Origin of the sequence: Aquitalea sp. FJL05 (genome assembly GCF_003852595.1) — a bacterium.
Taxonomy (GTDB): Bacteria; Pseudomonadota; Gammaproteobacteria; order Burkholderiales; family Chromobacteriaceae; genus Aquitalea; species Aquitalea aquatilis.
On the sequence record NZ_QAJS01000013.1, the window covers coordinates 1 to 14,414 of the forward strand.

The following is a 14,414-nucleotide window of genomic DNA, read 5'->3' on the forward strand; positions in this document are numbered from 1 at the left end:
GTCCCGTCCACTCCGCCAATATCAAAAAAAGCAGCCATGGGCTGCTTTTTTGCATTTCCATTCACTATCCGCCGCCAAGCCCCTTCCTGCCAAGACCAGCCAGTTGTCTGATGTTTCACGCCATGAGCATCACGAGAATGCAGCCCCTCCGCAATCGACAGGGGGAAGAAATTCGAGCAGGAATGCGAAATAATCAGCCATTTACGTAAAAAAACCCGGCCAGGCCGGGTTTTGTTGTTTCTCGCCGAATGATGCCGCCAGCAGTTTGACCACTGGCTCTGTCAGCTACACGAAGCGGCTGTGATTGATGATGCAGTTTAATCCTTGCGCATGGCCAGCCAGAGCTGCATGGCAATGACGCCGACAAAAAATACCGCCACCCAGAAGGGCATGGCCTGGCCCAGGAAAGTCCAGTCCACCTTGGCGCATTCACCACTCCCCTTGAATACTTTGGACAGCACATCCCACAGTGGCGAGGTTTCCATCAGGTAGTCCAGCCCAGGCCCACACGCCGGCACCTGATCTTCCGGCAAACTCTGCAACCACAGCTGCCGCACGGAAACCGCCCCACCCGCCAGCGCAGCCAGCACGCCAAGCCCAGCCCACAGGCGATAGCCACCACGACCCGGATTATGCAAAGCAGCCAACAAGGCGATCAGGCCGACGGTAATGACACCAACGCGCTGAAAAATACACAACGGGCAAGGCTCCAGCTGCAAAACATACTGCGAATACAGGGCAAAGCCCATGGCGGCGGCACAACCGGCAGCCACCAGAAAGAACCCTTGTCGGCGCGATAAACGAATACTCACAACATCCCCTTATTTATGTTTTGGGCTGAAATACAAAAACTCTGAGATTTTAGTACTGACTCAAAGTTCCAGAAATTGTTTGATGGCCTCACGCTGGTTCAGCGCATCCTTGTAGCCAAGCGCAATCAATGCGCGGCAATAACCGGGTTCAAACAGCAAATATGTCGCCAGCGTCATCCCGCGCTGACGCGTGCCGCCCGCCCCCTTCATCAGAAAGCGCAATACCGGCGGAAACTCGTGCGCATACTGGTAGGCAATGCTTTCCAGTGATTTGCTGGGATTCAACATGAAAATGTCCACTTGCTTGAGGCTGGTTTGCGTACACAATTCCTGATGACCCTCCAGCAAAGACACCGTGTGATTCACCCGTAACAAGCGCTCCATATCCATCGACATGCTGTCGATGAAAACACTGTTGAGCAGGTGGCCGAATATTTGCGCGGGGCTTGGCGCCAGGCCGGTGGTACGGCGCTCGACCCCTGTCGGCCGCTGGCTGCTCAAGCCCACGATAAACAGCTTTTCCGCCCCCAGATGCAAGGCCGGCGACAAGGGGGTCATCTGCCGAATAGCACCATCGCAATAATGCAGCTTGCCAATCTGGGTCGAGGGAAAGATCAGCGGAATGGCCGAGGTGGCCATCAGATGATCCAGTGAAATTTTCTCGCGTACGCCCATGCGCTGATGACGCGACCACTCATTGATGCTGGACTGCCCCTCAAAAAAAGTCACCGACATGCCGGTGCTGAAACAGGATGCGGTCAGCGCCAGTGCCTGCAGGGCATTCTGCTCCAGCGAATCCTGAATACCGTCCAGCGGCATGGTGCGGGCCAGAAAATCGCGCAATGGCGCATTGTCCAGAAAGCTGCGCGGGTTACGCCACCCCCGGCCACCCGTGGCGATGGAAATGCCAAAATGGAAAAAGGTCTTGAGAAAATACGCCAGGCTGGCATCGTAGACGTTATTGATGTGCAACTGCTTCCACATCTGGGCCAGATATCGTACTGCCTGGCGATAATTCCCCGCCCCGGCAGCCACGGCCACGGCATTGATGGCTCCGGCCGAAGTACCGCAGATAATGGGGAAGGGATTGCGCTCCGGCTCCGGCAACAGGCGCGAAATGGCCAGCAATACGCCCGCCTGATAGGCGGCGCGGGCACCGCCTCCCGACAGTACCAGACCGATCTTGCTCTTCCCCGCCATCTTGCACCTCGCTGTGGATGCATTATCTGTTGTTATAGGCATAGCCGGAAAACGGCTGCTCTGACAAGCAGCCGCAGCACACTGGCCTCAGCCCTCGCCCGCCACAGTCATCGATTCGATCAACACCGAACCCATAACCCTACCACCACGGGCCAGCGTATCCGTCCCCACCGCCACCATGCGCTGGAACATCTCGCGCAGATTGCCGGCGATGGTGATTTCTTCCACCGGGTAGGCGATCACACCATTTTCCACCCAGAAACCAGCAGCCCCACGCGAATAATCACCCGTAACGGTATTGATGCCATGCCCCAGCAGCTCGGTGACCAGCAAACCGGTTCCAACCTGCTGCAGCAGCTCGTCAAAACTCTCGCCCGTGCTGTGCACCAGCAGATTATGCGGGCCGCCAGCATTGCCGGTAGTCTGCAAACCCAGCTTGCGGGCTGAGTAACTGGCCAGCATATAACCCTGCAACACCCCCTGATCAACCAGCCGACGCGAGGAGGTTTCCACCCCTTCACTATCAAAAGCCCCGCTCGACATGCCACGCAGCACAAACGGATCCTCATCGACCGTTATATGGGGATGGAAAATCTGCTGTCCCTGGCAATCCAGCAAGAAAGAAGATTTGCGGTACAAATTACCGCCGCTGATCGCCGATACCAGGTGACCCAGCAAGGATGCCGCCACCGGTGCCTCGAACAGCACCGGGTACTGGCCGGTCTTCACCCGGCGGGCCGACAGGCGACGCACTGCCCGTTCGCCGGCGATACGGCCGATCTTGAGCGGATCGTCCAGATCAGCCGGATGACGCGCAGCCGAGTACCAGTAATCGCGCTGCATCGCGCCAGCCTCTTCCGCCACTACCGCAGCAGAAATACTGTGGCGGCTGCCGGGATAGCCGGCCAGGAAACCATGACTGTTGGCATAGATGAAATGGCTGGCTTGTGCCGATACCGAAGCCCCTTCCGAATTGCGAATGCGCACATCCACCGCCCTGGCCGCGTCTTCACACTGACGCGCCAGTTCAATGGCCTGCTCTACCGGCAGATTCCAGGGGTGGAACAGGTCCAGATCGGGAAAATCGGTGGCCAGCAACTGCGGGTCAGCCAGCCCGGAACACTCGTCCTCGGCAGTAAAGCGCGCGATATCCAGCGCAGCCTTCACCGTATCCTGCAGGGCTACTTCGGAAAAATCAGAGGTACTGGCATGGCCTTTTTTCTGCCCCAGATACACGGTGACCGATACACCCTTGTCCTGGTTGTACTCGATGGTTTCCACCTCACCCAGGCGCACGCTGACCGTCTGGCCCAGCCCTTCGGAAACATCGGTTTCGGCGGCAGAAGCCCCATGCTGTTGCGCCAGTTCCAGTACACGACTGGCGATGCCTGCTAATACGTCTTTGCTGAAACTGAATGTGTTGTCTGCCAATGTCTTATCTACCATGATGTATTTTGCCTTGCCGATGCGGTGGTGCAGCCAGCCACCACCGCCTCCGACGTGTTTGCACGGGAAGCGACACGTCTTTTCCGGTATCATACCAGCCTTGAAAACCGTAGAGACTTTTGAACGATGACTGATTACCAGGACGACAGCCTGCCTGACGGCATGATCAGCAAGTCCCAGCGCAAACGCGACATGGACGCGCTGCAGGATCTGGGCAAGGAGCTGGTCGAACTCTCCAAGGATACGCTGAAGAAAATGCAGCTGCCGGAGGATTTGCTGACTGCCATTCTGGACTACAAACGCTTTACCGCCCATGGCGCACTGCGCCGCCAGTTGCAATACATCGGCAAGCTGATGCGCGACATCGACGCAGAACCGATCCGCCAGTATCTGCTGGTGATCAAGGGCGAATCGTCCGAGCACATTGCCTGGCAACATTTACTGGAACGCTGGCGCGAACGCCTGATGAGCGATGACAAGATGTCGGCCGCCTTCATCAACGACTTCCCCGGCACCGACCCGCAGCAGCTGCGTACGCTGATTCGCAATGCCCGCAAGGAACAGGCCGAGAACAAACCGCCCAAATCCTTCCGTCTGCTGTTCCAGCTGATCAAGCAGGCCATCCCGGAGCCGGGCAAGCCGCGAGCGCAGCAGGATGAGCAAGCAAACGAATACGGAGAAGATGAGTAATGCTGAAGATAGGCCTGGTTTCGGTTTCGGATCGCGCCAGTAGCGGCGTATATCAGGATCAGGGCATTCCGGCCCTGCAAGACTGGCTGAGCCAGGCGCTGGCCAGCCAGTTTGCCACCGTCACCCGGCTGATTCCGGACGAGCAGGCCGAGATCGAATCCACGCTGCGCCAACTGGTGGATGAGGAAGGCTGTCATCTGGTGCTGACCACGGGCGGCACTGGCCCGGCTCCGCGCGATGTTACCCCCGACGCCACGCTGGCAGTGGCCGACCGCGAAATGCCCGGCTTTGGCGAGCAAATGCGCCAGATCAGCCTGCGCTTTGTGCCGACGGCCATCCTGTCGCGCCAGGTCGGCGTCATTCGCAAAAGCACGCTGATCCTCAATCTGCCCGGCCAGCCCAAGGCGATCAAGGAAACACTGGAAGGGCTGAAGAGTGAACAGGGCGAAACACTGGTGTCCGGCATCTTTGCTGCCGTCCCCTACTGCCTCGACCTGATCGGCGGCCCTTATGTCGAAACCGTGCCACAGGTAGTCAAGGCTTTCCGCCCCAAGTCGGCACAGAAACCCGCTTCGGCCTGATGTCCTACCGTGCCCCGGCATGGCTGCCAGACGGCCATAGCCAAACCATCTGGCCAGCACTGATGCTGCGCACGCCACGGCCGCCCTATCGGCGCGAACAGTGGCCAACCCCGGACGGGGCAAACATTGCACTGGATTTTGTCGATGGCCGGCGCGGCAGCCCGCTGGTCGTGCTGTTTCATGGCCTGGAGGGCAGCAGCGACAGTCACTACGCCCGCGCCTTGATGCAGGCGGTAGCCGCACGTGGCTGGCATGGCGTCGTACCGCACTTTCGCGGCTGCGGCGGCATGGACAACCCCTTGCCACGCGCCTATCACGCGGGTGATGCGGCAGAAATCCGCTGGATACTGCAGCGCCTGGCACTACGCTATCCGCTGATGGCGGTGGCTGCAGTATCGCTGGGGGGCAGCATGCTGCTGAACTATCTGGCCGAAGAAGGCCCATCAGCCCTCCCCCTCGCGGCGGCAGCCATCTCGGCCCCGCTGGATCTGGTCGCCGCCAGCACCCGGCTGGACCGGGGACTGGGCAGGCTGCTGTATACCCGCATGTTCATGAACACGCTCAAACCCAAGGCGCTGGCCACGCTGCGCCAGCATCCCGGCCTGTTCGACGCGGGGCGGGTACGCCGCGCCCGCACCTTTGTCGAATTTGATGACGCAGTCACCGCCCCCCTGCACGGCTATGGCACGGCACTCAATTACTGGCAACGCGCCAGCAGCAAGCCACGTCTGCGGCAGATCAGCTGCCCCACACTGATACTGAATGCCCGCAATGACCCCTTTCTGCCTGCCTCGGCCCTGCCTGCCGCGACCGAGGTCAGCCCCACCGTGGTGCTAGACTTCCCGCTGCACGGTGGCCATGTCGGCTTTGTCAGTGGCCGCTTTCCCGGCCATATCCACTGGCTGCCACAGCGCCTGCTCGACTTCTTCCTGCCCCATCTGCAAAACAGCAGCAGCCAGGCAAACCCGCCAGCCAAACCTTAGCGTCAGCCGCCCCATCGAAGCGGCTCCGCCAGACAGGGCCACTGCGGCAAGATTGCCAAAGCCGGCACAGTTCTGCATGATGTCCGTTTTGGCTGAACGCATTACCACAGGCTTACAGAATGTCCGACATCCTCAATACCATCGTTGCAACCAAGCATCAGGAAGTGTCCGCTGCCCTGCAAACCCGCCCGCTGGCCGAAGTACGCCGCGCGGCCGAATTGCGTGCCACCGACAAACGCGACTTTGTCGCCTCCATCCGCGCCAAGCATGTATTGGGTCAGCCGGCGGTGATTGCCGAAATCAAGAAAGCCAGCCCGAGCAAGGGCGTGATTCGTGCCGACTTCGACCCGGCCTCCATAGCCGCCAGCTATGCCGCAGCCGGTGCAGCCTGCCTATCGGTACTGACCGACAAGCAGTATTTCCAGGGCGATGCCGCCTATCTGGAAGCTGCCCGTGCCGCCTGCCACTTGCCGGTGCTGCGCAAGGACTTCATGGTCGATGAATATCAGCTGTATGAGGCCCGCGCCATGGGTGCCGACTGTATCCTGCTGATTGCCGCCGCCCTGCCGCTGGCCCAGATGCGCGATTTCGAAGCCCTGTCACGCGAGCTGGGCATGACGGTACTGGTCGAGGTTCACAATGAGGAAGAACTGGAACAAGCCCTGCAGCTGGATACCGAACTGATCGGCGTCAACAACCGCAATCTGCGCACCTTCGAAGTCAGCCTGACCACTACGCTCAAGCTACTGCCTGGCATCAGCAATGGCCGCATTGCAGTAACCGAAAGTGGCATCCTCAGCGCCGATGACGTACGCCTGATGCGCAGCCATCAGGTTCACAGTTTCCTGGTAGGCGAAGCCTTCATGCGTCAGGACGACCCTGGCACAGCCCTTGCCGGGCTGTTCTTTCCGCAAGACTGAAGCGCGCCCTCCGCGCAGATGGCAATAGCAAAACGGCCACCTAATTGGTGGCCGCTTTCTATGCGAGTGCCCAGTTTCAATAATCCGCACCCAGGTAGACATAAGCGCTGAGTTTGCCATTCTTGGCATTGCCCACGCCCAGGAAGAAAGGGCCAAAAATAGTATCTGCCGCAAGAAACACCGAGCCGGCAGGGATCCATTGGGTGGTATGGCCATCGAAGGGATTACCCCACACGCGCCCCACCTCGCCCGACACCCCGGCATACAAACCGCTGCCCAAGGCCGATGGCAGCGACGATGCGCGCCAGTACACCATCAGCCGCGACAAGGCCACCTTCTCGCCCAGCAACTCCCCCGCCTGATAACCGGTCAGGTTCAAAAAGCCACCCAGCGACTCCAGCCGGTAGTCATCCGGCTTGCGATTGACAATGCCCCGGGCCTTGCCAGTGAGCCGGAATGTCAGGTCGCCAAAGGTTTTCACCCCTTCCACTACCGCATCATAGTCACGGCTGGCGGTATAGCTGCCCATGGCCGGCAAGGACGAGGTCAGCACCGCATTCAGGAAATACCCGGATCGCGGCCAGCGCGGATTATCAAACTGGTCGAATACCAGCTTGCCACGCACCCCTGCGTAGCTGTGATTGACTGTGCCGCTCAACAGTGCGGAATCACCTAGCGACAGATAGCTCCCCACCCGCGAATCAAACAAGCCAAGTCGCAACTCACCGTAACGGCCCAGCACGGTACCGATATCTGCATTGACCATGGTGATATCGTTGCTCACTTCGGCATATTTTATGTGATTGTCATCATAGAATGACAAAGGCTGCTGGTGATAACTGAGCGATACGGCCGCAAACAGGGGGCTGTCATACGACCATGGCTGATACAACTCGGTCTTGAACAGCTTGTCCTTGCCGATGACCATCTCGTTACGCCAAGAGCCACCAGCCGGGTTCAGCCAGTTACGCTGGTGCGCCGCCAGAAAGCTGAAATTGGAATCCCCTGGCGTAGAACTATTGAGGCTCAAGCCAAAATGTACCGTATTCGGACCAATATTCTTTTCCAGCGGCATCACGGTCATGATGTTGCGCCCGTTGCTGGAGTCAATGGCGTAGCTGAGCTGATCATAATCGCCGGCAGCAAACAGCTCGCGCAGCTTTTCGCGCACATCGTTAACCGTCTGCCCCTCCTTCATTCCGGCCACACTACTCGCCAGCCCATCTACATTGACAAAGCGACTGTCTGATTTGACCTGGACATCATCCACCACGGGATAGGCCGGCAACTGCAAGCGCTCACGCCAGGCGGCATAATGCTGGGCGCTGACAGAAAAGCGGCGCAAGGCCTGCTCCTGCTCCAGCGCCGCCGCTTTGCCGCGCTGGATAATGGCCTGATTATCCACAAAGGCTGCGGCACTATAGCCATTGAGATCCGGACGGATCAACACATCACCGGCCTGCAGCAGTGCCATCTGCTCTTTGACGTTGCGGCTGACCATCAGGTTGGAGGTTTGCGCCACCACATCAAACAAGCTGTTGATCTGGTCTTTCTTCAATGGTGGCGTACCAACATCCACTACGATCAGATGCCGCGCACATTGCCGCGCATCCTGAATCGGCAGGTTGCGCGCCAGACCGCCATCCACCAACAGCCGACCATCCGTCTCCACCAGATCAAACACCCCCGGCACCGCCATACTGGCCCGCAAAGCCTCGGCCAGCGGCCCCTTGTCAAACACCACCGCCTCGCCATTGGCCAGGTCGGTCGCCACCGCCCGGAAAGGAATGGGTAGTTTTTCGAAGGTATCAAGCTGACGGTCGCGGGTGAGCTTGCGGATGAACATCTCGATTTCCTGCGAATTGATGGCACTACGCGGCACGCGCAGCTGCCCATCCTGCAGGCCAAAGGTCACATCAAGATAGTTTTTGTAATCATCACGCTTCTTGTCGTAGGGAATATCCGTGCGCGGCAGGCGTCCGGACAGCATCTGATCCCAGTTGGCATCGCGAAAATCCGCAGCCATCTGATCCAGATCCAAGCCATTGGCATACATGCCACCAACCAGCGCGCCCGCACTAGTACCAGCAATGCAGCGAATGGGAATATGCAGACGCTGCAACTCACGCAGCACCCCCAGGTGCGCAAAACCGCGCGCACCGCCGCCACCCAGCACTACACCCACCCCTTCATCTGCGGGCAGTTCGAAAGCGCGGGCCTGCGGCACAGCGACCAACAGCGGCAGCGCCAGAATCAGCAGTTTCAGCGAAAATTTCAAAATTCTTTTTGTAGCAGGATGCATATTCAGTAAAAAACGGAAATTTACTATTTCACCTAAGCTGCACGGTGACGTAAGATATAGTGACATACATTCGACAAAACATAGAGCCCAATAAAGCTTAAGGCACAATGTTCGATTTTAAATCTCTGGTCAGTTCCCTGCTCACTAAAAACTCCCTGGCAACCGGTATCGCTCAATCAGCGACCATGCTGGTGAGGGATTTGCCGCAGGCGGAATACTTTACTGCCCTGGTTGAAATCATCAAGGCCGTCTCCAAGATCAACGCGGATACCGATATTCCGTTGAAGGAGCGCATCAAGACCCTGGTCTACGTCGATGACAAGGCCCACAACATTCATCACCAGCTGTGTCAGGATTTTCTGGCCGCAGCCCCCGGCAGCAAAAACTATCTGCCCACCATTCTGGCCTTCTGGCACGAACTGGCCAACGCCTACCAGATTTGCCTGCGCCTGTATCAGGCCTCTCCCAACAATGCCATGGAAGCCGACATCCGGCTGATCACGGCGCGTGGCCTGCATCACCAGATGCGACTGATTGCCTGGAATTCGCTGCGTTATCTGAAGCCGGAAGGCTCAGTCTGGCAACAAGGCTTCCGCTTCTACATGCAGGCGGAAGATGCTGGCGTTGCCCGCACGCCTCTGATGCTGTACCCCGACTCCTCCGTTGAAGTCAGCTGTGAACAGCTGCTATTGCAGGGCTGCATGCTCTATCTGGCACAGACTGACAATATGCTGCACCGCGAGATCATTGCCGTCGACCAGATGATGATGCCGCTAAGCCAGGGCATACGCCTGGAAAAACAGGCTCCCGCTCAAGAACCGGTATTCGTCATCAACCTGAGCATGCCGGAACACCCGCAACCTCTGCTGCGTGGCATGGCCGGCAAATGGCTGCGTTACTGGTCCACCAGCGACTTGACCAGCCGCCTGGCCGACCTGATGTTCGATCTCGACCGTACCATCCCGGCCTCGCTTAGGGCCCTGGATGCCAAGCTGGAACGGGATGAATGGCTGGCGCTATGCGAAAAACTGGCCATTCGCTGGTCTGATGATGGTGGCAAGTCGCTACGCAAATCCGAGCGCTCGCTGCACAGCTCCAACGCCCAAGTCACCATCGGCTTCGAGCGGGCTGCATTTACCATCAAGATTCAGGACATCGAAAACAGCCAGAATACGCCGTCTCAGGACTGGAAAGTCAACGACATCAGCAGCAGCGGCATGGGCTTGACCTTCATCGGCAAGAGTGTAGAACAACTGGCCATCGGCCGCCTGGTGCTGGTCAAGACCGAAAGCCATCCTTTGCTGCTGGGTGCCATCCGCCGCATCCTGCGCCAGCAGAATGGTACCAAGGTCGGTATAGAAATACTGGGACAGAGTCCAGTCGGGGTATCGCTGAGCGACCCGGCAGGCAATCGCGACCAGCCGGTCACTGCGATTTACATTACCCAACCCAATTCACGCAAGAGCCAGCGCTGGTTCCTGATGCCCAAGCAACTGGCAGAGCCGGGTCGCGAGCAGATTCTCACCGCACAGGGCAAGTCCTATCTGATTCGCCTGAAAAGCCCGCAACAAGAGTTTGAGGATTGCAGCAATAGCGATTTCGACACCTTATCCAAGGTAGACTGACCGCCGAGCTATCCAGTCAGCACTCCACGGTCACTGAAGAGAAACAAGGTAAAGCAAACAAAAACGCCCGCGATTGCGGGCGTTTTGGCGAGCAGGCTACGCAGCCTTACAGCACTTCGATAATGCCGGCTGCACCCATACCAGTACCGATACACATGGTCACCATGCCATAGCCTTGCTGGCCGGCATTGCGCATGCCATGTACCAGCGTGGCGGTACGGATGGCACCGGTAGCACCCAGCGGATGGCCCAGCGCAATCGCCCCGCCATGCGGGTTGATCTTGCTGGCATCCAGCTCCAGATCACGGGTCACGGCCAGCGCCTGTGCAGCAAAGGCTTCATTCAGCTCGATCCACTTCAGCTCATCCTGGGTGATGCCCGCTTGCTGGCAGGCTGCCGGGATGGCTTCTTTGGGACCGATACCCATGATTTCCGGCGGTACACCCTTGACCGCAAAGGTCACGTAGCGTGCCAGCGGCACCAGGTTGAACTCCTTGAGCACACGCTCGGATACCAGAATCACTGCGCCGGCACCATCGGACATTTGCGAAGAGTTACCGGCAGTCACCGAGCCCTTGGCATCGAATACGGTCTTCAGCTTGGCCAGGCCTTCCAGCGTGGTTTCGCGACGCGGACCTTCATCGGTATCCAGCACGCGGGTCTTGCTGATCACTTCGCCGGTTTCCAGATTCGGTGTGCGATAGGTCACTTCCAAAGGGGTGATTTCGCTCTTGAAGGCACCGGAATCAATGGCGGCCAGTGCACGACGGTGCGACTCCACCGCAAAGGCATCCTGGTCTTCACGCGACACACCCCACTGCTGCGCCACTTTCTCAGCCGTCAGACCCATACCATAAGCGATGGCATAGTTTTCATCCTTGGCAAAGATTTCCGGATTCAGCGACACTTTGTTGCCCATCATCGGTACCAGCGACATCGATTCAGCACCGGCGGCAATCACTACATCGGCCTCACCCAGACGGATGCGGTCGGCAGCCATCTGCACCGCGTTGATGCCGGACGAGCAGTAACGGTTGATGGTGATGCCGCCCACGGTATTGGGCAGGCCAGCCAACAATACACCGATACGCGCCATGTTCAGGCCCTGCTCCGCTTCCGGGAAGGCGCAACCCACCACGCAGTCGGAAATCAGCTTCGGGTCCAGTGTCGGCACCTGTGCCAGTGCTCCGGTAATCACATGCGCCAGCATGTCATCCGGGCGCACATGGCGCATCATGCCACGCGGTGCTTTGCCCACCGGAGTACGGGTGGCAGCGACGATATAGGCTTCCTGTACTTGCTTAACCATTTTTTCAATCTCCTTGCAGCCGACGGCTCCGCCCCTCGCGGCCGTCGGACTGATGCATTGTTTCGTTTAGTTGCGCAGCGGTTTGCCGGTGGTCAGCATATTGGCAATGCGATCCTGGGTCTTGGCGTTTTGCAGCAAGGTCATGAAGGCCTTGCGTTCCAGATCCAGAATCCACTGCTCGTTGACCAGCGTACCGGCCTCAACATCACCGCCGGTCATGACATCGGCGATTTGCGAAGCAATGAAGAAATCATGCTGGGAGATAAAATGGCCTTCCAGCATATTCACCAGAGAACCCTTGATCGAAGCCGCGCCGGAACGACCCGCTACCGGGAATCCCTTCACCTTCAGCGGCGGACGATAGCCAGACTCGGCCATGGCCAGCGCTTGCTGTTTGGCGACATACAGCAGCTCGTAGGCATTGAATACCACCGGATCACCCTTGCGGAAGAAGCCGATTTCCTGGGCTTCCTGACCACTGGTCGCCACTTTGGCCGTGGCAATCGCCATGAAGTAATCCTTCAGGGCAGCCAGCACGTCACCCTTGGCTTCCTGCGCCGCGCGCAGAGCGAACTCCTTGCAACCACCACCACCTGGCAGCAGGCCAACACCCACTTCTACCAGACCAACATAAGACTCAAGCGCTGCCACGGTCTTGTCGCAGTGCATGGCAAACTCGCAGCCACCACCGAATACATAACCTTGCGTTGCGGCTACAGTCGGCACCTGGCTATAGCGCAGGCGCATCGAGGTATCCTGGAAACGACGCACCGTGGTGTCGATGGCTGCCCAGTCTCCCGTCATGAAGGCCGGCAGCATAGATTGCAGGTCGGCACCAACCGAGAACGGCTCTTCGGTCTGCCAAATCACCAGGCCCTTGAAACGGTCTTCGGCAATATCCAGCGACTTGTTCAGCCCATCAATCACATCCGGACCGATAGCGTGCGCCTTGGACTTGAACGACACCACCAGGATATCGTCACCCGTGGTAAAGGCGCGAACGCCATCATTTTCAAATACGGTTTCACCCAGCGGGGCAGCAGCTTCACCCAGTACACGGGCCGGCGCCAGCTGGCGCTGATACACATCCAGTGTCGAGCGGCCTACCAGATTTTGCTCAGCCGCATTGTAAGAACCAGCGGCAAAGTGCACGCCAGCCCGATCAGCCTGCAGTGCCCAGCCCGGCAGCTCGGCCGTGCTCAGCGCCTTACCCGCCTTGACGTCCTCGTCGATCCACTGCGCTACCTGCTGCCAGCCGGCAGATTGCCAGGTTTCGAAGGGACCAGCCGACCAGCCGAAACCCCAGCGAATGGCAAAATCCACATCACGGGCACAGTTGGCGATATCGGCCAGATGGTAGGAAATATAATGGAATACATCGCGGAAGCAGGCCCACAGGAACTGTGCCTGCGGGTGCGTGCTGGCGCGCAGCTGCTTGAATTTTTCCGCCGGGTCGGCAATCTTCAGGATGTCTTTGACTGCGTCGTCACCCTTCTGACCGCCAGCAACATAGTCACCACTGGCAGCATCGAAGACGAACATCTTTTTGCCGTCTTTCTTGTAGATACCAACCTTGGTCTTGGCACCCAGCGCACCGGCGGCAATCAGCTTCTGCAGCCATTCCGGCGATTTGAACAGGCCATGCCACGGATCACCCGGCAGGGTGTCATCCATGGTTTTCACCACATGCGAGAAGGTATCCAGGCCGACTACGTCAGCCGTACGGAAGGTGGCTGACTTGGGACGACCGAGGCGCGGGCCGGTCAGATCGTCGACAATATCAAAGCGGATGCCAAATTTTTCGGCATTGGCAATGGTCGCCAGCATGGAGAACACACCAATGCGGTTTGCCACAAAGTTCGGGGTATCCTTGGCACGGACCACGCCCTTACCCAGGGTGGTGACCAGGAAACGCTCCAGATTATCCAGAATGCCCGCATCCGACGTTACGCACGGGATGATCTCGACCAGATGCATGTAACGCGGCGGGTTGAAGAAGTGCACGCCGCAAAAACGCGGGCGCACCGCATCAGGGCAGCTCTCGGCCAGCTTGTTGATCGACAGGCCGGAGGTGTTGGTAGCGAAGATGGTGTGTTCGCCCAGATGAGGCGCCACTTTGTGATACAGATCCGCCTTCCAGTCCATGCGCTCGGCAATGGCTTCGATGACGATATCGCAATCTTTCAGCAGATGCAGATGATCTTCGTAATTGGCCGGCTCGATATAGCCAACAGCATCCTTATTGGATAGCGGTGACGGCTTGAGCTTTTTCAGGCCTTCCAGTGCCTTGAGCACGATGCCGTTTTTATTACCTTCTTTGGCCGGCAGGTCGAACAGAATGGTCGGCACCTTGGCATTGACCAGATGAGCGGCAATCTGCGCGCCCATCACGCCAGCACCCAGCACCGCCACTTTGCGTACGTTGAACTTGGTTTGAGACATGGTTTCCTCGTTATGTTGAAACTCATCAATCATGGGGCAGGCCCCTCATGCCTGCCTTGCTTTCGGTTCATGGCGGCTTGCACCGCCATGAACCTGCCACGCCC

At 58.4% G+C, this 14,414-nt stretch carries 11 protein-coding genes; 5 read left to right on the top strand and 6 right to left on the bottom strand.

Features of this window, described 5'->3' with window-relative positions:
• Positions 1–317 precede the first annotated feature (317 nt).
• From DBR44_RS11695 to pmbA, 3 genes are all read right to left on the bottom strand, one after another.
• On the bottom strand, positions 318–812 hold the full coding sequence (locus DBR44_RS11695; protein WP_233578513.1) for a disulfide bond formation protein B: 495 nt from the start codon (positions 810–812) through the stop codon (positions 318–320).
• A gap of 60 nt (positions 813–872) precedes the next feature.
• Positions 873–2,012, bottom strand: coding sequence for a patatin-like phospholipase family protein (locus DBR44_RS11700; RefSeq protein ID WP_124644220.1), 1,140 nt, complete (start codon positions 2,010–2,012; stop codon positions 873–875).
• An 87-nt stretch (positions 2,013–2,099) separates the two neighbouring features.
• Positions 2,100–3,458: a metalloprotease PmbA gene (gene pmbA, locus DBR44_RS11705; RefSeq protein WP_168190842.1), complete on the bottom strand. Its 1,359-nt coding sequence runs from the start codon at positions 3,456–3,458 to the stop codon at positions 2,100–2,102.
• A gap of 126 nt (positions 3,459–3,584) precedes the next feature.
• Between pmbA and yjgA the strand changes: the two genes are divergently transcribed.
• The 4 genes from yjgA to trpC all read left to right on the top strand — a co-directional run bounded on the left by yjgA (position 3,585) and on the right by trpC (position 6,632).
• Positions 3,585–4,148, top strand: a complete 564-nt coding sequence (gene yjgA, locus DBR44_RS11710) for a ribosome biogenesis factor YjgA (protein ID WP_103526338.1) — start codon at positions 3,585–3,587, stop codon at positions 4,146–4,148.
• The gene (mog, locus tag DBR44_RS11715; protein ID WP_124644221.1) at positions 4,148–4,729 is read left to right on the top strand and encodes a molybdopterin adenylyltransferase; all 582 of its coding nucleotides are present in this window, start codon (positions 4,148–4,150) and stop codon (positions 4,727–4,729) included. Before yjgA ends, mog begins: the two co-directional genes overlap by 1 nt.
• A complete protein-coding gene (locus DBR44_RS11720; RefSeq protein ID WP_124644222.1) occupies positions 4,729–5,712 on the top strand; it encodes a YheT family hydrolase in 984 nt (327 codons plus the stop codon). Before mog ends, DBR44_RS11720 begins: the two co-directional genes overlap by 1 nt.
• 119 nt (positions 5,713–5,831) lie before the next feature.
• Positions 5,832–6,632 (top strand): indole-3-glycerol phosphate synthase TrpC, encoded by an 801-nt coding sequence (gene trpC, locus DBR44_RS11725; RefSeq protein WP_124644223.1) that lies wholly within the window; start codon positions 5,832–5,834, stop codon positions 6,630–6,632.
• Positions 6,633–6,708: 76 nt separating this feature from the next.
• On the opposite strand, the gene DBR44_RS11730 is transcribed toward trpC, so the two are convergent.
• Entirely contained in the window at positions 6,709–8,910 is a 2,202-nt protein-coding gene (locus DBR44_RS11730) for a patatin-like phospholipase family protein (protein WP_158613603.1), read from the bottom strand.
• A gap of 209 nt (positions 8,911–9,119) precedes the next feature.
• Between DBR44_RS11730 and DBR44_RS11735 the strand changes: the two genes are divergently transcribed.
• Positions 9,120–10,559 carry a PilZ domain-containing protein gene (locus DBR44_RS11735; RefSeq protein WP_233578515.1) on the top strand — a complete coding sequence of 480 codons (1,440 nt, stop codon included), beginning with the start codon at positions 9,120–9,122 and terminating at the stop codon, positions 10,557–10,559.
• A gap of 106 nt (positions 10,560–10,665) precedes the next feature.
• Here DBR44_RS11735 and DBR44_RS11740 read toward each other — a convergent pair whose 3' ends face one another.
• Together DBR44_RS11740 and DBR44_RS11745 are read right to left on the bottom strand one after the other, a co-directional pair.
• Positions 10,666–11,868: an acetyl-CoA C-acyltransferase gene (locus DBR44_RS11740; protein ID WP_124644226.1), complete on the bottom strand. Its 1,203-nt coding sequence runs from the start codon at positions 11,866–11,868 to the stop codon at positions 10,666–10,668.
• A 66-nt stretch (positions 11,869–11,934) separates the two neighbouring features.
• Complete coding sequence (locus DBR44_RS11745; protein ID WP_124644227.1) at positions 11,935–14,310, bottom strand: 3-hydroxyacyl-CoA dehydrogenase/enoyl-CoA hydratase family protein; 2,376 nt, start codon at positions 14,308–14,310, stop codon at positions 11,935–11,937.
• Positions 14,311–14,414: the final 104 nt, after the last annotated feature.

Excerpts from the sequence above, each read along its gene's own strand:
- DBR44_RS11700 (WP_124644220.1), bottom strand. The coding sequence starts at position 2,012 with ATGGCGGGGAAGAGCAAGATCGGTCTGGTACTGTCGGGAGGCGGTGCC.
- pmbA (WP_168190842.1), bottom strand. The coding sequence starts at position 3,458 with ATGGTAGATAAGACATTGGCAGACAACACATTCAGTTTCAGCAAAGAC.
- yjgA (WP_103526338.1), top strand. The coding sequence starts at position 3,585 with ATGACTGATTACCAGGACGACAGCCTGCCTGACGGCATGATCAGCAAG.
- mog (WP_124644221.1), top strand. The coding sequence starts at position 4,148 with ATGCTGAAGATAGGCCTGGTTTCGGTTTCGGATCGCGCCAGTAGCGGC.
- DBR44_RS11720 (WP_124644222.1), top strand. The coding sequence starts at position 4,729 with ATGTCCTACCGTGCCCCGGCATGGCTGCCAGACGGCCATAGCCAAACC.
- trpC (WP_124644223.1), top strand. The coding sequence starts at position 5,832 with ATGTCCGACATCCTCAATACCATCGTTGCAACCAAGCATCAGGAAGTG.
- DBR44_RS11735 (WP_233578515.1), top strand. The coding sequence starts at position 9,120 with ATGCTGGTGAGGGATTTGCCGCAGGCGGAATACTTTACTGCCCTGGTT.
- DBR44_RS11740 (WP_124644226.1), bottom strand. The coding sequence starts at position 11,868 with ATGGTTAAGCAAGTACAGGAAGCCTATATCGTCGCTGCCACCCGTACT.
- DBR44_RS11745 (WP_124644227.1), bottom strand. The coding sequence starts at position 14,310 with ATGTCTCAAACCAAGTTCAACGTACGCAAAGTGGCGGTGCTGGGTGCT.